This window comes from Siminovitchia acidinfaciens, assembly GCF_003605385.1.
GTDB lineage: Bacteria > Bacillota > Bacilli > Bacillales > Bacillaceae_C > Siminovitchia > Siminovitchia acidinfaciens.
The window spans coordinates 515,281-539,927 of the sequence record NZ_QYTV02000003.1 but is presented as its reverse complement, the minus strand read 5'-3'; the positions used below and the strand labels follow the sequence as shown (position 1 = coordinate 539,927).

General features: G+C 42.0%; 19 protein-coding genes. 2 read left to right on the top strand and 17 right to left on the bottom strand.

The genetic code is table 11. From position 1 onward, the window contains the following. Window positions 1–7: 7 nt before the first annotated feature. From yfmH to D4T97_RS09890, 3 genes are all read right to left on the bottom strand, one after another. The gene (gene yfmH / locus D4T97_RS09900; RefSeq protein ID WP_126050156.1) at window positions 8–1,288 is read right to left on the bottom strand and encodes an EF-P 5-aminopentanol modification-associated protein YfmH; all 1,281 of its coding nucleotides are present in this window, start codon (window positions 1,286–1,288) and stop codon (window positions 8–10) included. Next, window positions 1,285–2,568 (bottom strand): EF-P 5-aminopentanol modification-associated protein YfmF, encoded by a 1,284-nt coding sequence (gene yfmF, locus D4T97_RS09895; RefSeq protein WP_126050154.1) that lies wholly within the window; start codon window positions 2,566–2,568, stop codon window positions 1,285–1,287. The genes yfmH and yfmF overlap by 4 nt, the downstream gene beginning before the upstream one ends. A 353-nt stretch (window positions 2,569–2,921) precedes the next feature. After that, window positions 2,922–5,234 carry an FtsK/SpoIIIE family DNA translocase gene (locus tag D4T97_RS09890; RefSeq protein WP_126050152.1) on the bottom strand — a complete coding sequence of 771 codons (2,313 nt, stop codon included), beginning with the start codon at window positions 5,232–5,234 and terminating at the stop codon, window positions 2,922–2,924. A gap of 221 nt (window positions 5,235–5,455) precedes the next feature. On the opposite strand from D4T97_RS09890, the gene D4T97_RS09885 reads away from it, so the two are divergent. Continuing rightward, entirely contained in the window at window positions 5,456–6,286 is an 831-nt protein-coding gene (locus D4T97_RS09885) for a transporter substrate-binding domain-containing protein (protein WP_164525521.1), read from the top strand. Between the two features lie 235 nt (window positions 6,287–6,521). On the opposite strand, the gene D4T97_RS09880 is transcribed toward D4T97_RS09885, so the two are convergent. The 3 genes from D4T97_RS09880 to D4T97_RS09870 all read right to left on the bottom strand — a co-directional run bounded on the left by D4T97_RS09880 (window position 6,522) and on the right by D4T97_RS09870 (window position 9,665). Then, entirely contained in the window at window positions 6,522–6,746 is a 225-nt protein-coding gene (locus D4T97_RS09880; RefSeq protein WP_126050148.1) for a YlzJ-like family protein, read from the bottom strand. Continuing rightward, window positions 6,743–7,504: a ClpP family protease gene (locus tag D4T97_RS09875; RefSeq protein WP_126050146.1), complete on the bottom strand. Its 762-nt coding sequence runs from the start codon at window positions 7,502–7,504 to the stop codon at window positions 6,743–6,745. Before D4T97_RS09875 ends, D4T97_RS09880 begins: the two co-directional genes overlap by 4 nt. Before the next feature lie 490 nt (window positions 7,505–7,994). After that, on the bottom strand, window positions 7,995–9,665 hold the full coding sequence (locus tag D4T97_RS09870; RefSeq protein ID WP_126050144.1) for a ribonuclease J: 1,671 nt from the start codon (window positions 9,663–9,665) through the stop codon (window positions 7,995–7,997). Window positions 9,666–9,873: 208 nt separating this feature from the next. On the opposite strand from D4T97_RS09870, the gene D4T97_RS09865 reads away from it, so the two are divergent. Then, window positions 9,874–11,304 carry a PAS domain S-box protein gene (locus D4T97_RS09865; protein WP_126050142.1) on the top strand — a complete coding sequence of 477 codons (1,431 nt, stop codon included), beginning with the start codon at window positions 9,874–9,876 and terminating at the stop codon, window positions 11,302–11,304. Window positions 11,305–11,489: 185 nt separating this feature from the next. Here the strand turns inward: D4T97_RS09865 and dapA are convergent, their stop codons facing one another. From dapA to ribF, 11 genes are all read right to left on the bottom strand, one after another. Further along, complete coding sequence (gene dapA, locus D4T97_RS09860) at window positions 11,490–12,377, bottom strand: 4-hydroxy-tetrahydrodipicolinate synthase (RefSeq protein WP_126050139.1); 888 nt, start codon at window positions 12,375–12,377, stop codon at window positions 11,490–11,492. An 11-nt stretch (window positions 12,378–12,388) separates the two neighbouring features. Beyond that, window positions 12,389–13,630 carry an aspartate kinase gene (gene dapG, locus D4T97_RS09855; RefSeq protein WP_126050137.1) on the bottom strand — a complete coding sequence of 414 codons (1,242 nt, stop codon included), beginning with the start codon at window positions 13,628–13,630 and terminating at the stop codon, window positions 12,389–12,391. Between the two features lie 21 nt (window positions 13,631–13,651). Beyond that, window positions 13,652–14,716 (bottom strand): aspartate-semialdehyde dehydrogenase, encoded by a 1,065-nt coding sequence (gene asd, locus D4T97_RS09850; protein ID WP_126050134.1) that lies wholly within the window; start codon window positions 14,714–14,716, stop codon window positions 13,652–13,654. A 619-nt stretch (window positions 14,717–15,335) separates the two neighbouring features. Further along, window positions 15,336–15,935 carry a dipicolinate synthase subunit B gene (gene dpaB, locus D4T97_RS09845; protein WP_126050132.1) on the bottom strand — a complete coding sequence of 200 codons (600 nt, stop codon included), beginning with the start codon at window positions 15,933–15,935 and terminating at the stop codon, window positions 15,336–15,338. 2 nt (window positions 15,936–15,937) lie between these two features. Continuing rightward, complete coding sequence (dpaA, locus tag D4T97_RS09840) at window positions 15,938–16,834, bottom strand: dipicolinic acid synthetase subunit A (protein ID WP_126050130.1); 897 nt, start codon at window positions 16,832–16,834, stop codon at window positions 15,938–15,940. A 427-nt stretch (window positions 16,835–17,261) separates the two neighbouring features. Then, the gene (locus D4T97_RS09835) at window positions 17,262–17,495 is read right to left on the bottom strand and encodes a YlmC/YmxH family sporulation protein (protein WP_126050128.1); all 234 of its coding nucleotides are present in this window, start codon (window positions 17,493–17,495) and stop codon (window positions 17,262–17,264) included. 255 nt (window positions 17,496–17,750) lie between these two features. After that, on the bottom strand, window positions 17,751–18,989 hold the full coding sequence (locus D4T97_RS09830; protein ID WP_126050126.1) for a M16 family metallopeptidase: 1,239 nt from the start codon (window positions 18,987–18,989) through the stop codon (window positions 17,751–17,753). A 349-nt stretch (window positions 18,990–19,338) separates the two neighbouring features. After that, window positions 19,339–20,310 carry a polysaccharide deacetylase family protein gene (locus tag D4T97_RS09825; RefSeq protein ID WP_126050284.1) on the bottom strand — a complete coding sequence of 324 codons (972 nt, stop codon included), beginning with the start codon at window positions 20,308–20,310 and terminating at the stop codon, window positions 19,339–19,341. A gap of 244 nt (window positions 20,311–20,554) precedes the next feature. After that, entirely contained in the window at window positions 20,555–22,684 is a 2,130-nt protein-coding gene (gene pnp, locus D4T97_RS09820) for a polyribonucleotide nucleotidyltransferase (RefSeq protein ID WP_126050124.1), read from the bottom strand. Between the two features lie 258 nt (window positions 22,685–22,942). Beyond that, the gene (rpsO, locus tag D4T97_RS09815) at window positions 22,943–23,212 is read right to left on the bottom strand and encodes a 30S ribosomal protein S15 (protein ID WP_126050122.1); all 270 of its coding nucleotides are present in this window, start codon (window positions 23,210–23,212) and stop codon (window positions 22,943–22,945) included. A 493-nt stretch (window positions 23,213–23,705) separates the two neighbouring features. Further along, entirely contained in the window at window positions 23,706–24,635 is a 930-nt protein-coding gene (ribF, locus tag D4T97_RS09810; protein ID WP_206435554.1) for a riboflavin biosynthesis protein RibF, read from the bottom strand. Between the last annotated feature and the right edge of the window lie 12 nt (window positions 24,636–24,647).

The window sequence follows — 24,647 nt, the reverse complement described above, 5'->3', positions numbered from 1 at the left end:
TTCATATTTATTTAGGTACTACCTGACAGACCGACATCCGGTCTTCAGAAAAAAACTCATTTGCCGCATTTGTTAAGTCCTTGAAAGATATACTCTCAAGAATTGGCACGACTTCAAAAAGGCTCACTCCATTAAAATTATATCGAGTAAACTGGTTAGCGATGTATTCAGGCGAGTTGAAAGCCCTTAAAAAGCCTCCGATCCGCTTTTTCTTGGCTCTTTCCAATTCCCCTTCATTCAATAGCTTTCCGGCTTCCATCATCATGCTCTGCAGGCGCTCCGCCAGAAGGTCTGGATCCCGGGTATCACTTCCAGCAATCGCAAACCCAAAACCTTCTTCCTGTGTGTAATCGAATTGGAATGTTTCATCAATTAATCCTTTACTGTACAATTCTTCATAGTTCGGGGAGCTTTTTCCAAATATGATATCAAGCAGAACATTGATAGTCAGTTCTTTTTTTAACAAGTCTTCACCATTGCCGTTAAAATGTGCCGCTTTGACGCCGACCATACACTTAGGCGTTTGAACATCCATTTTAAGCACCTGTTTTTTCTTTGCAGCGGTATCTGGCTCGTCTTCGAAATGCCTGACAATTTTCGGCGCAGCTTCAAACTGTTTATTCTTTTGGTCTTCTCGTACGAAAGTGATAATTTCTTCTGGATCGACCGGGCCCGTAACAAAGAACACCATATTGCTGGGATGATAAAATGTGTTGTAGCACAAGTAGAGAAGTTCTGCGGTTATATGTGAGATTGACTCTATGGTGCCTGCAATATCGATCTTGACCGGATGATGGTGAAACAGATTTTCGATTAATCCGAAATAAACCCGCCAGTCCGGATTATCATCGTACATTGTGATTTCCTGTCCGATTATGCCTTTTTCCTTTTCAACAGTCTGCTCAGTAAAATAAGGCTCTTGGACCATTTGGATCAGTGTATTTAAATTTTTCTCGACATTTGATGTACTGGAAAACAAATATGCTGTCCGGGTAAATGATGTAAATGCATTGGCAGAAGCTCCCTGTTTACTGAACAGTTGAAACACATCGCCATCTTTCTTTTCAAACATTTTATGCTCGAGAAAATGCGCTATGCCATCTGGAACTGTTTGCTTTTCAGAACCATCCAAAGGGACAAAAGTGTTGTCGACTGAGCCGTACTTAGTTGTGAATGTGGCATAAGTCTTATTAAAGCCTTGTTTCGGAAGCACATACACTTGTAGTCCATTATCAAGCGTTTCATGGTAAACAGTTTCTTTTAACTGATCAAAGAAAATGCTTTTCACCTATTGTCCCCCTCCTTCATTCCGGTCAAAAAGTAAATAGTGTCCATTTCAATTTTTCTAGCTGCGTTCACTATATCCTCTTTCGTGGTATTGGCGATGTGATCCTGCCACTCGTCTAGATTGATGCTCGTATGCGCAACTACATTATGGTAGAGCACTTCGATCAGCCCGCGTGCCGTATCTATTGTTTCAAGAAACTGATTTTGGATAACTGCTTTCGTCTGCTTTATTTCTTCATCGGTAAAATCACCGTTTTTCATTAATTCCATTTGTTCTTTTATAATGTTGACCGCTTTTACATAGTTTTGGTCATCAATACCGGACATGACCATCAACAGACCTTTATGACTTTCTATTCGGCTGGCAGCATAATAGGCCAGATTCTCTTTTTCCCGCACATTGATAAAAAGCTTTGAATGTGGAAATCCGCCAAATATCCCGTTTACCAATTGGAGAGGAAAATAGTCTTTTTCGCCGTATAATATATTCGTGCGGTAACCAATATTCAATTTTCCCTGCTTTAAATCCTGTCTCTCGATGATTTCTTTTACTTCGATGTTTTCTTTGACGGCAGGCTCCGCCGTTCTTTTCGGCTCACGGTCCGCAAATTGAAGTTCATCACAATACTGCTCTACTTCACCCTTATCAATATCACCGACAATGTATAGATCTAGTTCATCTTCATTTAGTGCCTGCTCATAGTATTTGTAAAGGGAAGTTTCCGTAATATCATCAACTTGATCAAGTTGTCCATGAACATATAGGGAATACGGTTCCTCCTTACACATCTCTTCAGTAACCCGATACGTTGCATACCGCATTTTATCGTCATAGACAGATTTGATCCGCTGCTTTAATGTCCGCTTCTCCTTTTCGACTGTCTCGGAATCAAATGCACCGTTATTGGCATTTGGCTCAAGCAGAATCTCCTTTAAAAGCTGGACAGCCTTTTGCAGCAATGGTGTTGAATCCTTCAGAAATGCTTCGTTTGCAACTTCAATGGTCAAAGTGATGATATGGTAGTCCCCTTTTTTTCCGAGATCAACATGCAGGCTCGCACCATACAAATTATCAAGATAAGAACGAAGTTGAGCTGTTGAAGAATGTTTCTTCGTACTGCTTTGCAAAACATGCGGTAAAAGCGCACGATAAGTAACAGTTTTTTCATCGAGGGGCGCTTTCATTTTCCAGATAAAAGTATTTGTTTTGAATTTACCAGTTTGGATCAGATGTAGATTATACCCTTGCTTTTTTACTGTTTCTTCCCGCAGCAACGACATCAGCCACGCCTCCTTTTTTATAAGGGAAAGATAATGTATTATCTAGGAATTGCTGGATGAATGTTCAGTTTCGGCGCCTATCGACTGGCATACGTCGATGAACAGGCGCTTCCGCTTTTCTTATTGTCTAGCTCCACCGCCTATCGACTAGCAGACTTCGCGCTTCCTCCTACGATAAGTCAACATCGGCTCCTTCGTCGCCGTGTTTCCTTTATCTCGTCAGAAGCTCTCCAGCCTGTACGTCGATGAACAGGCGCTTCCGCTTTTCTTATTAAATCATAGTTTACAGGCTATGATTATCGTATGTCCAATCTTATCATTATATACAGGGCTGATGACATCCATTCCCGGTATTAGGAAGTTTGTTCCTCGGTTTGGGAAATTAGTACGGTTCTTGGCTTACTGCCTTCGTATGGTCCGACAACTCCTCTGGCCTCCATTTCGTCGATGAGCCTTGCGGCACGAGTATAGCCTATCCTGAAACGGCGTTGCAGCATTGAAACGGAGGCGGTCTGCATTTCAACAATCAATTGAACTGCCTCGTCATAAAGTTCGTCATCCACCTCTGTTGAAGTTTCGGGAATGTCTTCAGGAATCATGTCTTCCTGATATTGGGCTTTCTGCTGCGAAATAACAAAATTAACAACGTCCTCGACTTCTTGATCCGAAAGGAATGCCCCTTGGACCCGGACGGGCTTTGATGCTCCTACAGGAAGAAACAGCATATCACCCCTGCCCAGCAATTTCTCAGCACCACCACTGTCAAGAATGGTTCTTGAGTCTGTTTGGGATGAAACTGCGAATGCGATTCGAGAAGGGATGTTTGCCTTGATGACACCGGTGATGACATCAACTGAAGGACGCTGTGTTGCTATAATCAAATGAATCCCCGCAGCACGAGCCATTTGCGCAAGACGTGTAATCGAATCCTCCACATCATTAGAAGCCACCATCATCAGATCAGCCAATTCATCCACAATGACAACGATATATGGTAAAAGCGGCTGGCTGGCATCACCTTCCGCATTTACCCGTTGGATAAAATCATTATACCCTTCTATATTCCTTGTGCCGGTATGTGAAAATAATTCGTAGCGCCTTTCCATCTCGCTTACCACTTTCTTAAGTGCCTGTGATGCTTTTTTTGCATCTGTTACAACAGGAGCGAGCAGATGTGGAATACCGTTATAGACGTTTAACTCAACCATTTTCGGGTCAATCATCATCATTTTTACTTCATGGGGCTTGGCCCTCATTAGAATACTTATAATGATTCCGTTGATACAAACACTCTTTCCACTCCCGGTAGCTCCCGCAACGAGAAGGTGCGGCATTTTGTTCAATTCAGCAACGACAGCTCCGCCAGTGATGTCTCTTCCAAGCCCGATCTGCAATTTTGCTTCCGGCTTTTGGTGCTCTTTTGCTTCAAGTACTTCCCGTATTGAAACCACCGCGATTTCGGAGTTGGGCACCTCAATGCCGATAGCCGATTTTCCTGGAATCGGCGCTTCAATCCGAATATCTTTCGCAGCCAATGCCAGCGCCAGATCGTCACTCAGACTGACAATTCGGCTGACTTTAACTCCCGCATCCGGGTGAACTTCGTATTTTGTAACTGCAGGCCCTAAGTGTACTTGAGTTACACGGGCCTTTACTCCGAAGCTTTGGAAAGTTTTCTCCAATTTTGCGGCGTTCGCATGGATCAATTTATATTCACTGCTTTGATCTGCGGCTTTCGGTCTTGACAGAAGTGTCGAAGGCGGCAGTTCATAATCTTCATTCTCCACTTCTACGAAAGTTAAGTTAGGTGCAAGATCAATTTCCTCTTGGACTTTCTCCGGTTTATCTAATTCTTTTTCCCTTTCGTCCGCAGGCGGATTAATTCGCTCGGAAAAACTCGAAATGATCGGTTCAAGCGGTTCATCTGTTTGCATATCTTGATTCTGGTGTTCAACAATCAGAGGTGACTGGGCGCTGCTGGCACTCTTCTCCTCTTCCTGTTTTTTAGCCTCTTTCTTTGCCTTTCTTTCTTCTTTCATTTCTTTAAGATCGTTTAAAAAAGCTGCCCATTGACCTTTTATAAATAGCCCTGATTTTTTCCCCGCTTTTCCAACATACTCACCGATTGATTTACCGGATATTAAAATAATCCCTACTAATATGAGAAAAAAGCTGATAATCTTTGTGCCCGTTGCATCAAAAAGAAGATAAAAGCCTGAAAATAATACTGCCCCTATCATTCCTCCGCCCAAATCGTTCGTAGATGCTTCACCGTGGATAATTTGCAAAAACAGGGAATAAGTACTTTTTATCACACTTTTATTCGTAAGCAACCCTGAATTATTCATCAGACCGAAAAGCTTCACATGAGAGAGTACCAGTGTACTGGCCAAGATTAAATAAAGGCCTATTAATCTTCCTTTAAATAAAACCGGCCACTCCCTTTTTATAATGAAAAAACCGGCTAGACATAATGTCGCCAGCAATCCAACCATGTACCATTCCCCAAGGAGAAAATAGAAAAAATGCGAAATCCCCCGGCCAACCGCCCCGAGTTTAATAATGGATATTATCGTTAATGCAATTAGGGCAATACCTGCCAATTCAAATTGCAATATTTTTTTAAGTTTATTTTGCTTGCGACTTCTTCGTTTCTTTTTCGCCATTTAAATCACCTTGCCTACTAGATCATTTTGAGCTTGATGTGCGCCTTTTAAGGTCTGCCGCAACTAGAACATATGAGCTGTATGATCCTTCCATTATAGCACATTTCATTTGGACGCTTTAGGAAGTTTTTCCTGTTTTTCTTAATATAGCCTCTTATTAGAGGATTCGTTTACCATTCTGGAGAATGATTGTTTTTAACTACAAAAATGGAGGTATGAAGATGTTCCACAAATATAAATTTTTCATTATTCTTTTCATTTGTTTTATGTTCGCAGGATGTAATCAAACTACTGAGGTTTCAAATGAAAATAGTTCCAGTGAGCTTGAACATGAACCGGAACAAACAGTCCAGCTGGATCGAATATTGAGAGACGGTGTCATCCGGATAGGAACAACGGGTGATTACAAGCCTTTTACATATTTAAATCCAGATACAGACGAGTATGAAGGCTATGATATAGACGCTGCAAAGATGATGGCTAAAGATTTGGGAGTGGAAGTGGAATTTGTTGAAACAAGCTGGCCGGACTTAATGGATGACCTTCTTGCGGACAAATTCGATATCGGCATGGGGGGAATCACTAGGACTCTTGAACGGCAAAAGACAGCGCATGTATCATATCCATATCTGGATTTCGGAAAAGGAGCGCTTGTCAGAGTGGGAGATAAAGATAAATTCAAAAGCCTTGAGGATATGAATCAGCCGGAGGTCAGGGTAGGGGTAAATCCGGGTGGAACTAACGAAAAGTTTGTTAAGGAGCATTTAAAAAATGCTGACATAACTGTAGTTGAGAAGAATCTTGACATTCCTCCCAAGGTCGCGGACGGAGAATTTGATGTAATGATCACCGATAATATTGAGGCTATTATTTATGCCAAAGAAGACGAGCGGCTGTTTTCCGCATTTGAAAAAGAGACATTGACCCACAGTCAAATGGGATATTTGATGAACCAAGATGAAGAAAGCTTTCATAACTGGGTAAATTTGTGGATTGATGAAATGAATCTGAATGGAGAGTTTATTAAGCTTAAGAAGAAGTGGATTGAATAGGAAATGCGCTCTCTGCGACAAACAACTAATAATAAACATTGCGTAAGTGATGATCATTCCATATCCAGAGTGGCTTGCTACTTCATAGTTTTTTTACGACTGATTGTGGATGAATAACTTGGATGTGGTCACCTTTACTGGGATGATTACATGATATCAGCCGCTAAATCAATAGCAGATGGAAAGACGCTTCCATCTGCTGTTTTAATGATTTTTCATTAGCCGATAATGATGATCAAGAAAAATTGATTTCGTTTATATTAACGTATGAACCAGGCTGAATGTTACCATTTAAATAATCTGCCGGATTACTGCTCATGATGCGGATGACCCTGCATTTAGATCCCTCTTTCTCAACCAGCATTGGAACATTATTCCATGTGCACTCAGTTTGGTTTGAAAAAACTTCTTGATTGGCAGGGAATATATGCTCCTGCGGCACGATTGAATGAATTATCATTGCAGGATCCCCCCCTCTTCCTCACTATCTTTTTTTGCAGCTATCATTTCATTCAGCTTTACCAAAGCTGCACCAACACCGCCAACCTCGTCAATCAGCCCATATTCCACTGCATCAGCACCAATGACATTTGTACCGATATCACGCGTCAGGTTCCCTTTGGCAAACATGAGATCTTTAAATGTTTCCTCGGAGATATCTGAATGCTTTGTTACAAACCTGACTACCCGTTCCTGCATTTTATCCATATATTCAAATGATTGCGGTACGCCGATAACCAAGCCTGTAAGACGGATTGGATGTATAGTCATTGTAGCCGTCTCAGCAATGAATGAGTAGGAGCAGGAAACAGCTATCGGAACACCGATGGAATGGCCGCCCCCTAATACAATAGATACAGACGGTTTTGATAAGGTCGATATCATTTCCGATATGGCAAGCCCCGCCTCCACATCTCCGCCGACAGTGTTCAAAATAACAAGCAGCCCTTCAATTTTTGGATTTTGTTCTATTGCTACGAGCTGCGGAATAATATGCTCATATTTTGTTGTCTTATTCTGAGGAGGCAGTTGCATGTGCCCCTCAATCTGGCCGATAATTGTTAAACAATGAATATTTGCATCCTGCCCAAGATCAGGTACATTCGTTTGTCCTAGCTGCTGGATCTTTTCCACAATTCCGGATGGTTTCGTTTCCGGTGTTTGATTCGGATCACTTGTTTCTTCAAGCCTATAATTGGATGAATGATCGTTCTGCATGAAATCCTCCCAAATCAAAAGGTAATTGGGATTAGTATTCATCCTCTTGAACGATTTCATTCAAAAACTAATTGCGCTACACCTGCACCATGGAATGCATCCTACTTTTGCTTTTCTTAATACAAAAAGATGGCCCTTTAAACAACACCGTAGATTGGTTACCACCATTTTCAGTTCCTAACAAAAAAGTTCATCCTTTGGGCTTCTCTTATGACAGTAGCGTTTTTTTCGCAGTTTTGATCGCTTAGAATCAGCTTTAATAATAGTCTTAGCAATTTTTCCGCCACTCGGGTCGCTTAGAAAACCTCTAAGTAACCATACTTCTGCCTCCGACCAAAGCCTGTTACTAAAGGAAAACTGGGCTTCTTGAAAAAAGAATGACATGCTTTGTTCCAAATTCTTGTTTAAACTTTGACTTCTTATATTCAAAAAAAGCCGTCCAGAAAATCAGTTTTAACTGATTTTCCTGGACGGCCTTACAAATTCCTTATTATACTTCCATAATTATCGGTAAAATCATCGGTCTCCGTTTTGTCTGGTCATATAAAAACTGGTTTAACCTGTCGCGGATATCCTGTTTGATCCCCGACCAATCAAAAGAACCTTCAGAGATGGCATGTTCAACTATTGTACGAACGATATTCGTTGACTCATCGATCAGTTTCTCCGATTCTCTTACGTAAACGAACCCTCTGGAAATGATCTCTGGTCCAGATGCAATTTTCTTGTTCTTTTTATCGAGGGTGACTACAACCGTGAAAATTCCATCCTGGGAAAGCAGCTTACGATCCCGAAGTACGATGTTTCCAACATCTCCAACCCCGATTCCGTCAATCAAGACGTTTCCTGCAGTTACTTTTCCTCCGGGAGACATTTTTCCGTTTTTGTATTCAACGACTTCCCCATTGCCCGGAATAAAAATTTGATCTTTATTTAAGCCTGTTTGTTCAGCAAGCTTAGCATGTGAGAAAAGCATCCGGTATTCACCCTGAATTGGAATAAAAAATTTCGGCCTCATCAAATTAAGCATTAACTTGAGATCTTCTTGGCTTCCATGGCCTGAAACATGAATTTTAAAGTACGGCGTACTTACTACCGCTCCAGCCCTGTATAATAGGTCAATCGTTTTATACATGAATGTTTCCAACCCAGGTGAAGGAGTGGCTGTGATCAAGACGGTGTCACCTTTTTTGATATTAATCTGTTTATGATTTTGCCTTGCCATTTTTTGCAATGCTTCAAATGGCTCTCCCATTGTACCCGTTGAAATGATGACTATTTCATTATCATCGTATTTAGGTATATCGCTGATTGGCACCATAAGCTCGTCTGATGCCAGGGAAAGGTAGTTCAGCTTAAGGGCGATTTCAAAGCTACGCTCTATGCTTTTTCCTACAACTGCCACTTTTCTGCCATTCTCATATGCAGCATCAAGGGCTTGCTGAATCCTTATGAAATTGGAAGCGAAACAGGCAACGATAATTCTTCCTTGAGCGGTATGGAATGTATTGGAAAGTTCCCTTCCCGTAACTGCTTCTGAAGTTGTAAATCCAGGATTTTCTGCTTCAGAACTGTCGGATAATAGACAAAGAACTCCGGAATCTCCGATACTTGCCATCTTTCCGATTTCTGCACGGTACAATTCAGTTGCTGCCTGATCGAATTTAAAATCGCCTGTATGGACAATTTTCCCCTCAGATGTTTGTAAACTTATTCCTACAGAATCAGGGATACTGTGGGTTGTATGGAAAAAAGTGACAACCGTCCGTTCAAACTTTATCCTCGAGTTTGATTTGACTGTATGAAAGCGGCTTGTCGTTTTCAATCCGAATTCTTTCACTTTTTCCTTTGCCAGCGCAATTGTCAACTTTGTACCGTAAACAGGTGCATTGATCTTTTGCAAGACATACGGAAGTGCACCAATTGCATCTTCATGTCCATGTGTTAAAAATATCCCTTTGATCCGATCTTTTTGTTCCTCCAGCCACGTTGTGTCCGGTATAACAATATCGATGCCTAGCATTTCATTTTCTGGAAATTTCAATCCGGCATCAATGATAAAAATATCCGAATCAATTTCGATGACATACATATTTTTTCCAATTTCACCCACTCCTCCAAGCGGGATTATTTTTATGTTGTCATTTTTTACTTTAGTCAAAATATTTATTCCTCCCATGATGTATATTCCCGATCTTCATCAGTTACAATTCATTATACTTGATTGTGAATTCCATGTTCAACCAATACGGAATATAGCACTTGTTATAAATTAAATCAAAAGCTCAATGTAAAAAAAACTCTTTAAATATGATACAATTTCAATAATTGTGTCATTTGTATTTCATAGACAAAATAGGAGGCTTATTATGAATAACGGGACATTGCTCCAAGAGCTTGAGATTTATCGTTCATTCATTCAATACTCTGATACTCTATTTTCATTTCACTCTATTAACGGAGATTTCACATATGTTTCCCCGACTTCGTTTCCCTTGCTCGGATATGAACCGGAGGAACTTCTTAATACCTGCCTCTTCGACTTCTCTCACCCTGATGATAGAAAAAAATTGGAAAACATTTGTTTTACCAAATCTTATGAAACGGTCAACTATCGGTTCTGCAAAAAAGAAGGTGATTACATTTGGCTTGAAACTACGCTTATCCCCTATTGTCACGAAAATGAAATAAAAGGGTTTTCCTGTATTTCAAGAGATGTGACAGCACAGACTGCAACAAAAGCCCAATTGGAAGAAAACAAAGAGATGTACCGTTTGCTAGTCGAGAACTTTCAGGATACCGTTGGAATCATAACAAAGCGCGGTCATTGGATCTATATCAATAATACGGGCAAAAAGCTTTTTGGCGTAACTAGAAAAGAAGAGATTATCGGTAAATCGATTTTTGATTTTGTCTACCCCGCTGCCTACAAAGAAACAGAGAACCAGATCTTGCTAAATGGATTTAAAGAACCTTTCGAGCTTACGGTAGCCAGGCATGATGGGCTGAAAAAATATGTTCAAGTCAAGTTGATTCCCACGAAATATAAAGAAAGGGATACTTTTCAAATTTTGATCAGGGACCTGACCGAGCAGAAGAAAACAGAGGAAATCATGCATAGGACAGAGAAGTTATCGGTTGTCGGGCAACTCGCTGCCGGTATAGCCCATGAGATACGAAACCCCCTTACAGCCATTAAAGGTTTTACGCAGTTATTAAAAAAAGAGGACAATAACGATTATCTGGAAGTGATGTTAAGCGAATTGGAACGAATAGAAGATATTGTAAGCGATTTATTAATATTGGCTAAACCGCAGCCTTCAAAAACGGAAAAGGTGGATATCGGATTATTATTGAAAGAGACTGTCGATCTATTTAAATCAGAAGCCCTCCTTCATAATGTAGAAATTATGATAGATATTGAAATATCCGACCTCTTCATAGAGGGTGAAGCGAATAAGTTAAAACAGGTCTATATCAATTTACTTAAGAATGCCATTGAGGCCATGCCCGACGGTGGAAAAATTCAAGTATCAGCTATTAAGACAAGAAGCGACCAAATCGTGACGAAAATCATTGATAATGGAATAGGAATCCCTGAAGAACGCATCCCCAATTTGGGTGAGCCCTTTTACAGTACCAAGGAAAAAGGTACGGGACTGGGGTTGATGATTTGTAACCGGATCATAAAAAATCACGGCGGCACAATGAAAATTAAAAGTAAAGTTGATATAGGAACAACAATCATTATATTATTTCCTGCATTCAACTCCGGTAAGTCACCTGCTATTATAAAATAATCCCCTGGCAAAAGAGTACGGTCTCTTTGCCAGGGGATTTGTTACTGTTACTACAATTTATACGGCTAACTGCGACACAGGATGCGCTATTCGAATAAATATTATTCAGCTCGCCGCAAAGCTCTGCCTCCTCGGGAATCGCCTTATGCTTGCCCGCGCTGACCAAGGCGTTTTCGCATTCGTATCTATTCGTTTGATATTTTCGTTGTATTCAATACCGTTTGCAGATCTAGTCTTTCCTCTTCGGATAGAGGAACAAGTGGCAGACGTACAGAGCCTACATCAAATCCGGTAAGCTGTAATGCCGTCTTGATAGGACCTGGGCTAGGCGCCTTGAAGATGCCCCTCATGAGCGGAAGCAGCTGCTGGTGAATAATGGCCGCTGTCTTATTGTCTCCATCCAAGAAGGAATGAACCATTTCCTGCATCTCTTCTCCGATCACATGGCTGGCGACAGAAACGACTCCCACTCCGCCAATGGCCAGCACTGGCAGTGTAAAAGCATCATCGCCACTGTACAGCATAAAGTTGTCGTCTGTATTGGCTATGATTTTTGCCATGGCGTCAAGATCGCCGCTCGCCTCTTTGACTGCAACGATATTATCAATTTTTGACAGTTCAATAACAGTATCAGGCAATAGGTTGACGGATGATCTTCCTGGTATATTGTAAAGCATGACAGGCAATTTTGTTGACGCAGCAATTGCCTCAAAATGTCTATACATCCCGGCCTGGTTCGGTTTGTTATAATACGGTACAACTAACATAATAGCATCGACACCAAGCTCTTCAGCTTTCTTAGTCAACTCGATGGACGCATACGTATTGTTGCTGCCTGTACCGGCTATGACAGGAACACGCCCTGCAGCCTCTTTGACCACATGCTCGAAAAGTGCAAGCTTTTCTTCAGTAGTCAAAGTGGGGGATTCACCGGTTGTTCCGGCCACTACTAGAGAATCAGTACCATTACTGATTAAATGGTTCACAAGCTTAGAAGTTTTTTGGAAATCAATATTTCCCTTATTGTCAAAGGGTGTCACCATTGCCGTTGATACCCTGCCAAATTGAGCCATACCCTTACACCTCAATCATATAATTCATATTCAATTTTATCATTTTGCAATTCAAACGCATCATGCAATGCATTCACTGCATTCACTAATTCGTTTCCTTCAACCAGTACCCAAATGGTAGTATGACTGTCGGCTGATTGAAGGATCCGAATTTCTTTTTCAGCCAAGGCTGTTACGATTTTAGCTGTAACACCAGGGACTCCAGTAATTCCTGCGCCGACAATCGAAACTTTTGCACATTGGCGTTCCACTACAGGTTCATAACCGACCTTATTCAATTCGGCGACAGCCCGTTCCACCGTATCTTCAGGGATCGTATAAACGACGCCTGTAGGTGAAATATTGATGAAGTCCACGCTGATGTTCGCATTGGCCATTGCTTTAAATACTTCCGATTGAAAGTTATACTGCCCTTTTTTGGCTGAGACTTTAATCTGAGAAATATTTTCCAGAAAAGCAATCCCGGTCACAAGCTGATCACGAACCTCTGGCTGTTGGTTTTTTCTGTCCAATGTAGTGACAAGTGTCCCAGGGGAATCAGAATAAGTTGATCTGATCCTTAATGGAATCTTGGCCTGCATTGCTATTTCCACCGCGCGCGGATGAATGACTTTTGCTCCCTGATAAGCCATATTGCACACTTCGTCATATGTGACAACGGAAAGTGGACGTGCCTTTTTTACTATTCGCGGGTCGGCGGTCATCATTCCTTCAACGTCTGTAAAAATATCGATGAACTCCGCATTGAGTGCAGCTCCAAGAGCAGCTGCAGACGTATCACTTCCACCGCGGCCGATTGTTGTTATATCGCCGTTTTCAGCCGCTCCTTGGAATCCGGCGACAACGACTACATCATATGTTTTAAGTTCGCCTTTAAGCCGTTCGCAGTTCATTTTTAAGATTTTAGCGTTAGTATAATCAGCATTCGTTACAAACCCTGCCTGCGCACCTGACATCGCAGTAGCTTTTATCCCCTTTTCATTTAACATATGCGTGAATACAACACTTGAGATTGTCTCGCCGCAGGAGACCAGCATATCTTTCTCTCTGTTGGATAGTGTTGACTTTTTGTCTCCAATCAGTCCCAATAAAGTATCCGTTGCATAAGGATCGCCTTTGCGCCCCATGGCCGATACGACCACGACTACCTTATTTCCGTTTTCAACCGCTTTTTGGATATGCTTTTTTGCATGCGCACGTGATTCATTGTTTTTTACGGATGTTCCGCCAAATTTTTGGACTACTACTTTCATTCTAACACCCCGATTTAAAATTTAACTGTGCTGCGGCGTTGATACTATACCTAATTTAACAAGACTTTCCGCTATTTGAACCGTATTGAGAGCTGCGCCTTTAAGCAAGTTGTCAGATACGATCCACAAATGGAAACCATTTTTTTCATCCAAATCTTGGCGAATCCTGCCGACAAATATATCATCTTCACCTGCAGCCATTGCTGGCATCGGATAAACCTGCTCACTCGGATCGTCTTGAAGTGTCACACCTGGCGCTGTTGAAAGTACTTTTTTAATATCTTCAACAGTCACGTCATTTTGTCCAATTTCGATATAAACTGACTCAGAGTGGCCTGTTTCGACCGGAAGCCGGACACAAGTTGCTGCCACTTTCAAGGATGGCAGATTCATAATTTTTTTTGTTTCATTAATCATTTTCAATTCTTCCAATGTATATCCATTGTCAGTGAATTGATCGATTTGCGGTATGACGTTAAATGCAATTTGATAATGTTTGTCTGCTCCGCCTACTGGAAGAATTTCAGGTTTGATCTCTTCTTCATTCAGAATTGATTTTGTTTGATTATTCAACTCATCTATCGCTTGGGCACCTGCACCGGATACCGCCTGATAAGTAGATACTATTACCTTGTTCAACCCAAAAGCTTCCCTAATTGGCTCAAGTGCTGCCACCATTTGAATGGTAGAACAGTTTGGATTTGCAATGAGTCCTTTATGTTCTTTTACAGCAGCCTCATTCACTTCTGGTACAACAAGCGGTACTTCCGGATCCATACGGAATGCACTTGTATTATCTATAACAATAGCACCACGCTTTACTGCTTCGGGCGCAAACTTCTGGGATATGCTGCCTCCGGCACTGAATAAAGCGATGTCTACTCCTTCGAATGATTCAGGAACAGCTTCCTCTACCGTGAGAGTTTCTCCTCTAAATTGGATTTGTTTACCTGCTGATCGAGCGGATGACAGCAACGTTAATTTACCTATTGGAAAATCTCTTCTTTCCAAAGTCTTTAAAATTTGCTGCCCAACTGCTCCAGTCGCTCCCATAATGGCGACATGATAACCTGTAGTTTTTTCCATTTGAAAGACTCTCCTCCTAATCCATACTTCCCTGAATTCAGGTTCCCTAGGATTATTTCAATAAATATCATTTTACCATACTTTAGTGAGCTATCGGAATCATTTTATACAAAAGATTGAATTGACGGGAAAAGAAAGAATATTATCATCCTTCTTTTCCCATTTTTTAAGAAAAGCGCAAGCGCCTTGCTTAGCACGGGCAAACAAGACGATTCCTAAGGAGGAAGTTCTTCAGCCAACCTGCTGACTTAAATTTCATCGTGTGCATCTCCGATTATGCCTCATGCAGCTTTGCTATGATGTTCCATAGGCTTCTCCGATTAGGCTGTGCCGTAGGAGCATAATCTTCCTTGCAAGTTTGAGATCTCGAGGGCTAGGCCGCTGGCCGCCTCAGATCGCCACATCCTCGAAAAAGCTCACGTTTTTCCTTCGTGCGATGTAACACTGCCGAAGCTTTCCTTGTCATGTGGCTTTGACAGGCTCATAGTGCGACACCCCGTCGCTTCGCTTGCTCTGGCACTTCCTGCGCGTCGGTGGCACTAAGACCTCCTGTCCGTCGAAGCTGGACATAGAAAAGCTACTTATAAATAAAGTTTCCTCTAACAAGTTATACTTTCTTTTACGAAAAATCCCTGAACCTTTCGATAATCACAGGCTGCAGCTGATAGCCGTTAATTGCAGCTTCCACTGCCGCAGGAAGCATCTCCATACGCGCTACCATCGAGGTCGGCTTTTTTTCTGGATCATCCTGGCCATATGGAATAAAATAAATGTTTTTGGCAGCCATGAGCCTCATAAGATTGACTCCATTCAGCCCAAGGGCATCATTAGTGGAGATGCCTAAAACTACAGGCTTTCTATTCCTCAAGGTTGCCTTGGCAGCCATTAAAACCGGAGAGTCAGTCAACGCGTTAGCGAATTTACTCATTGAATTTCCTGTTAGAGGTGCAATAACCATACAATCAAGCGGCATTTTTGGACCTAACGGTTCCGCATCGACGATCGAATCAATGACCTTCCTTCCGGCAGCATTTTCAATTCTGCCAATCCAATCATCGCTCTCTCCAAACTTGGTATCCGTACTTTTCACCGTATAGGTCACAACAGGCACGACCTCCGCCCCGGCATCCACCAGCTTTCCAATCTCCGGTATGACCGCGTCATACGTACAATGTGATCCGGTTAAACCGAAACCGATCCGTTTACCTTCTAAACTCATCATTATTTCCCCTTTCGGCTTTCGAGCTCTTCTCCCAATAATTGTGCGAGGACGTTTGCCAAAATTTGTCCCGCTGTTTTCGGTGCGACAATTCCCGGAAGCCCAGGCGCAAGGAGTGCTTTGATGCCGCGCTTTTCTGCATAACGAAAGTCCGTTCCGCCCGGCTTGGATGCCAAATCGATAATGAGGGTGTGCGACGGCATTTGGGCGATAACCGCAGCGTTGACTATTGGATAAGGAACAGTATTAATGCAAATATCAATATTATTGACTTCATTTCGCAAGTCACTTAAATGAAACGGCTGTAGTCCCATTTCCGTAATCCTTGCAATATGTTCACTTTTTCTTGCCCCTACTTTCACCTTGGCTCCCAGAAGCGAAAATGTACGGGCAACACTCATTCCAACCCTCCCGAGTCCCAGTACAGCGATAGAAGACTGATGGATCGTTATGTCTGTATTTTGTATGGCCATCATGATTGTGCCTTCAACGGTGGGAATCGAATTGTAGATGGCTACATCGTCTCTTTCAAACAGGTTTATTAGCTTTCTTTTAGATTTTTTTGCAATATCGTCCAAGTATCTATTACTGATTCCTGAATAAATGGTGCAATGAGACGGGGTCTGATGAAGAATTTCTTCTGTAAAAACAATTTTTTCACTGGAGAAAATCGTTTCGACTTCCCCTTCCAGACTCGTTCCTGGTACAGGCAAAATGATGGCGTCTATATGTGAAAAATTAAGGTCATGGAGCTTTTCCTTCACAGCTCCGGAAAAAGGCTGTTCAAGTTGTTCGAAACCGGCTAAATATATTTTCGCATCCAGTTCCGTCAGTTTTCTAATAATCTCCAGTTGTCTTGCATCTCCGCCCATGACAACTATCTGCATATCGGTCAACATCAAAGTTGCATCACCTTCTTTCGCTCATGCTGAACCTCTCCGCAACAATATTGTATGTTCCCATAAAAAATAGAGTGCTTGGACATAAGCACTCTAAAAATAAGAGGACCAGCATCTCGTTTCATTGATGATTAAATGAAGAGCTGCAATGCAAATAAATAAGCATGATCCAACAAATGAATATGATTGTAAACTTTAGATTCCGGTGTGATACATTTAATGAACTTACCTTTACGGTCCTCGCGATAGCCCAAGGGTAGCATTATACGGACCGATCAAAAAGGCAGATACGACGCCTGAAAGCATAACGACTGTTAAGACTGCGAAGAAATACCGATTGCAGCGGGATCCAGCGCTCCGGCCATCAAAGATAAAAAACCGGCTGCCATTTTTCGTTAGCGCCGGTAAAGGAATCCTGCTTTTCATTCTAATTGTCGGGAACCTCCAGGATGATCATATCTGTTCCGATTGTTCGTATATTTCTCCATGGCACCCTAATCTCGCCGCCATTTTTTCTAATCCATTTCCCAGTGGGAATGATCAAGTGATTAATTTCACCTGTGTTACTGTTTATCTCCAGGTCGGTCTGTCCCAATACCCCCATTCGTTCCGCTCTTTTAAAATCAACTATTTCTTTGCCGCCCAGCTCGCTTAGCCGCATAATACACCTCCTTATTCATCATCGCCCTTACTAAAATATATAGCCTGTTCATTAATTTTAGAATGAACAAAAGTGAATGGCGTCTATATATGCGGCATCATCACATTCATCAACATGTTATTCAATTATAGGAATCAGAATAAAAATCAACGATTTAAATATAATCTATGTCCAGCAGCCTTCCCTTCCGCCCGCAACGAATAAGAAACAACAAAAGCAGGTGGAATATTTTTCTTCCACCTGCTGCTTCTAAATTTAACTTGTTTGTAATAATAGTTTTTCTTCGGGGCTGATCAAAGCAAGCGTATATTGGTCTGTAAAAATACGTGCTGCCAGCTCATTTACACTTTGGATGCTAACGCGGTCTATTTCATCCACGATTTCATCCAGAGTCCTGTGCCGTTTCAACAATAATTCATTTTTTCCGTTTCTGCTCATACGGCTGTTTGTGCTTTCTAAGCCAAGCATCAAATTTCCTTTTAATTGCTCTTTGCTGTTCCTTAGTTCTTTTTCAGTAATACCGTCCCTTTTCAACTGGTCAAGCGTATTGTTAATCGTTTCGAAAAGCTCATCGATCTGATTGGCTCCTGTACCGCCATAAATGGTGACAATTCCACTGTCTTTATACGATGAATGGTATGAGAAAACAGAGTAAGCCAGACCTCTCTCCTCACGCACTTCTTGAAAAAGGCGGGAAGACATGCTACCTCCAAAAATATTATTCATGACGATTAAACTGTATATATCAGGATGTCCAATTGACAAGCCCTCAAAACCGATGCATAAATGAGCCTGCTCCGTATCTTTCTGTCTTGTAACATGATTTGATTTAAAGACAGGCGATGTTTCAGCTTGGTGACCGCCCTTTCTTTCGAAGGATCCAAAAAGACGCTCAACCTCTTTAATGAAATTTTCATCAATATTTCCTGCTATAGATACTACAATATTTTCCGGCGTATACATCTTTTCAACATAGGCCCTTAATGTGTCACCTGTAAATGTAGACAATGTCTGCTCTGTTCCTAGAATCGGATATCCTAGTGGATGATTTTCGTATGCCGCTTTGCTCAGCAGATCATGGACGATGTCATCAGGAGCATCTTCATACATTTTAATCTCTTCACAGACTACATTTTTTTCTTTATTCAGCTCGTCTTCTGCAAAGGTGGAGTTAAAAAACATATCCGCCAAAGTTTCCAATGCATACAGTGAATGATTATCAAGTACCTTGGCATAGTAGCAGGTATATTCCTTTGAAGTAAACGCATTTACTTGTCCTCCGATGGAATCGAAAGCCTCGGCAAGCTCTTTTGCGTTCCGGGTTGCTGTACCCTTGAAAAACATATGTTCAAGAAAATGAGAGATGCCGTTATTTTCCGGAAGCTCGTCACGGGAACCTGTTCCCACCCATATACCGATAGCAACCGAGCGGACAGAAGGTATATTCTCTAATACGACTCGGACTCCGTTTTGGCATGTATATTTACTAATCACTGAAGTTCCTCCTGTTCATGGTGTATAGAAAAGCGGAAGACGGCTGCTTAGGGGCGACAAGCGCTGGAGGACTAGCCAGTGAAGTCGTTCTTTGACTTCATTGGCTAGGCCGAAGCGACCTCGAGCCCCTGCCGTCTGCAGCTAGACAATCAGAAAAGCGGAAGCGACTGTCCATCAACGTACAGACTGGAGTGACTCCGACGAGATAAAGGAAACACGGCGACGAAGGAGCCGATGTTGACTTATCGTAGAAGGAGGCGCGAAGTCTGCTAGTTGATAGGCGCTGTAGCTAGACATTAGAAAAGCGGAAGCGACTGTCCATCAACGGACAGACGGGACCGGCCGACGCTTATTTATCCATTTGCTGATCTAATTTAATGATATGTTCTTCATCCATTAATTTTGTAACAGTCCCAATCCTTAAGTTTTTATCTTTTAATTGCTCTATAAGCCGATCCAACGCTTTCGCCGTTGAATCCGTCGGATGCATTAATATCATTGCTCCGGGGTGGACCTTGGTGATTACCCGCTCTATAATCGTTTCCGGAGAGGGCTTTTGCCAGTCGATTGTATCAACCGTCCACAAGACTGTTTTCATGTTTAGGTCACTGGCAATCTGGAGAGTTTTGTCACGAAAACCACCAGCGGGTGGTCCGAACCAAACAGGGTTTTCCCCTGTGGTGGCCTCTATTATTTCGTTTGTTTTAATGATCTCTTCCCGCGTTTTTGCATCTCCAAGTATTTCCATCTTTGGGTGGGTGTATGAGTGGTTACCTAATTCATGTCCATCAGCGGCGATCATCTTGGCAAGTTCCGGGTTTTCTTTCACCCAGCGGCCTTCCAAAAAGAATGTCGCCTGAACGTTATGTTTTTTTAACGTTGTCAGCATGGAAGGTAAATATTCATTTCCCCAGGCCACATTGATTAAAAAGCTGACCATCGGTTTTTCCGGATGGGCTCTGTAAATTGGAGCCGTGGGCAAATCGTCCAAATGAACCTTTGGGGGAATTTGCTTAAATACAAGCTTACGGGAATCAAAAGTCCCACTTTTCATTTTTTTGTATGATGCTTTGATATCTACTTTAATCCCATTATACCCAGGCATCGCTTTCCAAACCCTGTCTATTTTGGCATCCTGGGGGGGCGTATAATATTTTTCAGCAGCAATTTCAATCTGTTCATATAATTCATCCTGATGGGAATTTACCAATTGGGGATCATTGACCAGCCCATTCAAATAGATTGTTGTATAAGGATTATTAACAATCAATATTGCTAGAATAGCAATAAGCCCTAAACCTAGCAAGTGTTTTGTTTTCATCACGACCATTTCCTCCTTCAACCAATATTATGAGGAAAATGGACAAGATAGAACAAGGATCCCTGCCTCTTAAAAGCAGGAGTTCCTCAAAGAATTTTCATTTCAATAAAAACGCATACATTTTTAAACTTAAAAAAAGCCAGGATTACCTGGCTTTTTCAATGTCCAGTTTCAGCGCCAAGCCCCTAAATGGGAGTTGTCCTATGCTTGCGAAGCAGACTTGGCGCTTACACCTTTTTCAAAATTACTCTTTTTCTTGATTTTGCTTTTCTTTTTCTTTCTGTTCTTTAAGAACAACTTTACGGGAAAGATTTACTCTTCCCTGGTTATCAATTTCCACTACTTTCACCAGAAGTTCGTCCCCAATGGAAACAACGTCTTCCACTTTATTGACCCTTTCTTCAGCCAATTGGGATATATGGACAAGACCATCTTTACCGGGGAAAATTTCCACAAAAGCACCGAACTTCTCAATTCGTTTCACTTTACCCATATACATTTGGCCGACCTCTACTTCACGAACGAGATCTTCAATAATCTTCTTGGCTTTTTCGTTCATTTCCTGATCAGCAGAAGCAATGAACACTGTTCCATCTTGTTCAATGTCAATTTTCACGCCGGTTTCTTCAATAATTTTATTGATTTGCTTCCCGCTTGGTCCAATAACGTCCCTGATTTTATCAGGATTGATATGGAGCGTAAGAATTTTCGGCGCATAAGGAGAAAGTTGTTCTCTCGGCTCGGAAATCGCAGAGTTCATTTTTTCAAGAATGAACATGCGTCCTTCTTTTGCCTGATGCAATGCTTCTTCAAGGATTTCACGCGACAAACCTGCAATTTTGATGTCCATTTGCAAAGCTGTGATTCCCTGTGCCGTCCCCGCGACTTTGAAGTCCATGTCACCCAAGTGGTCTTCCATGCCTTGGATATCGGTCAAAATCGTATAATGCTCACCCGATTTTACCAATCCCATGGCAATTCCTGCTACCGGTGCCTTAATTGGTACACCTGCGTCCATCATGGCCAGTGAGCTTGCGCAAATACTCGCCTGTGAACTTGACCCGTTAGATTCCAGCACTTCTGATACGAGACGAATAGTATATGGAAAATCAGCTTCGCTAGGAATGACAGGTTCCAACGCCCGCTCACCAAGTGCGCCGTGTCCTATTTCCCTGCGGCCTGGACCACGGATCGGACCTGTTTCACCTACACTGAAGTGAGGGAAATTATAATGGTGCATGAACCTTTTTGACTCTTCAATTCCAAGTCCATCCAAAATCTGAACATCACCTAGAGCACCGAGGGTACAGATGCTTAGCGCCTGGGTTTGACCTCTGGTAAATAATCCTGAACCATGGGTTCTGGCCAATAAATGTACTTCGGTCTGGATAGGCCTGATTTCTTCCGGTTTCCGCCCATCCGGACGAATCTTTTCAACAGTGATCAAGCGACGGACCTCTTCTTTTACAAGGCTATCCAAAACTTGCTTCACTTGTTTTATCAATTCATCATCGGCGTCTTCACGCTCCGAAAAACTGTCAAGAACTTCCTTCTTGACTTCCTGGATTGCATCTTCCCTTGCGTGTTTTTCCTCAACTTGAATAGCTGCAACAAGGGACTGTTCGCACATTGAACGAACTTCCTGTTCAAGCTCGGAATCAACCTCATACAGTTCAATTTCTCTATTTTCTTTTCCAACTTGTTCAGCAATCTCTTCCTGGAAGGCAATCAGGCGTTTAATTTCATCGTGGCCGAACATGATTGCCTCAAGCATCGTTTCTTCGGGCACTTCTTCTGCGCCGGCCTCAACCATATTGACTGCGTCTTTTGTGCCTGCGACAATTAAATCGATATCGCTTTGCTCCATTTGTTCAACAGTTGGATTAATAATAAGCTTCCCATCCACTCGACCGACAACTACCCCGGCGATAGGACCTTCGAACGGAATGTCAGAAATCGTCAACGCCAGAGACGAGCCGAACATGGCCGCCATCTCTGATGAGCAGTTCTGATCTACACTCATAACTATACTTACAACTTGCACTTCATTACGGAAACCGTCCGCGAAAAGCGGGCGGATTGGGCGGTCAATTAAGCGGCTTGCCAATATTGCTTTCTCACTTGGACGCCCTTCCCGTTTAATGAAGCCCCCAGGTATTTTACCCACTGCATATAACCTTTCTTCATAATTGACAGTCAGTGGAAAAAAATCAACGGATTTTGCTTCCTTCGAAGCAGTAGCTGTTGATAAAACAGCTGTATCTCCATAGCGGATAAGTACCGCCCCATTGGCCTGTTTCGCGAGCTGTCCAATTTCAACAGTTAATTCCCGTCCGGCCCATTCTATGGAAAATATTTTCTTCTCATGGTCCATTTTTACAACGCCTCTCTTTCGTAACCTGTATAATTAAAGTACTCAGGCAAAAAATCAAGATGAAACAAGCTTACCTGTCCGCAACTGAACATTAGACATAGATATGAGCTTGTCCTATCCATGTCCAATGTTCAGTTCGAATATGCATGGCTTTTTAGCCAGAATTCATATGAACTTGACGTACAGGCTGCCTGACTTATTTCATCCTAACAAAAAAGCGGGAGTTTATCCCGCTTTTAGTTACATCCCTATCACATCTTATCGACGAAGGCCAAGGCTGTCGATCAATGCGCGATAACGTTTTACATCTTTGCCGCGCAAGTAAGTAAGCAAGTTTCTGCGGCGTCCGACCATTTTCATAAGTCCGCGTCTGGAATGATGATCCTTTTTGTGAACGCGAAGATGGCTGTTCAAATTGTTGATTTCTTCAGTTAATACAGCAATTTGAACTTCAGGTGACCCTGTATCGCTCTCATGAATCTTGTACTGGTTGATGATCTCGTTTTTACGTTCTTGTGAAATGGACATTTGTCCAACACCTCCTGTTTTTTCATCCCCTGTTACCGAGCAGGCGTCGGTGAGTCGCACTGCCAAGCAAAGGTTCTTGATACTGTTATAGAATACAACTTTACCCTGGAAAAATCAAGTTATTTTGCATCCTCTTTAAGAAAAGCGCTAGGCGAAAAGCCTGAGGCGAATTTTGATGAGGGAGTTCCTCAGCCACCAAAGTAAAGCAGCTAAAATTGATCACCTTGTAAGAAACATCCCGAATTAGCTTCATGCAGCTTTGTATTATGATGTTCCCTAGCTTCCTCTAATACACTGCGCAAAAGCACAATCATACTTAAAAAGCCGACGTTTTTCCTTCATGTAAAGTAACACTTCCAAAGCTTTACTGGTCCTGTCACTTCCCTTGCACTTCCTGTGCGTCGGCGGGACTAGGACGTCCAGGCCTTCCCTTCGGAGCTAGACATAACGCCTATTTTTCCAAAAGAAAACTTAGTCTGATTTTATACCTTCTTTACTCCTCAAAAAATCTCTCAGCAGTTTGCTTATCTTTTAAAATTTGTTCTTTCAGTTGATCCAGACCATCAAACTTTTGCTCGTCTCTGATTCTTAACCTCCATTCAATTGTCACTTCTTCGCCGTAGATAGAGCGGTCAAAATGAAGCAAATGAATTTCAATTGAAAGCTCAATTTGTCCTGGAGCATGAAATGTCGGTTTATGTCCGATATTGCAAACGCCATTCTCCCATTGGCCGTTCACCTGCATTCGAACAGCATAAACCCCTTCTTTAGGTACTATATAATCATCATTCAAACGAATATTGGCAGTTGGAAAGCCAAGCAGCCTCCCCCGCTTCTCACCATGGATCACTGTTCCTTTTGTCGTATAATATCTTCCCATTAACTTGTGGACATCTTCTGTCCTGCCTGCCCGTAAAAGTTTCCTGATTAATGTGGAACTGACTTTTTCTTGATTTTTTTCAAGTTTTGGAACAGTTATCACCTGCAGCTTCCCTTGCCCATCGGTTGAAAGTGTATCCATCGTACCTTTTCCGTATTTTCCATAGGTAAAATCAAACCCTGCCGTTACATATTTCACATTCAAATCAATGAGATATTTTTGAACAAATTCAGAAGGCTCTAGGCCGGCAAAAGCAGATGTAAATCTGACAATCAAAAGATAATCTATTCCCAATCCTTCAATATAGTCTATTTTATCCTCTAATGGTGTAATATACTCAACGGATCCGCCTTTTTGGGAAAGTACAACGGAAGGATGGGGATCAAATGTCATAACCGCACTTTTGACTCCGTGTCTTTCGGCAGTTTTCTTAGCTGTCCTAATGACGTTTTTATGTCCTTCATGTACGCCGTCAAAAAAACCCAAGGCAACGGCCAGGGGTGGAAAATCATTTTTCTGGAGAGTATGCGGGTGCTGAATCATTATTACTTTCAA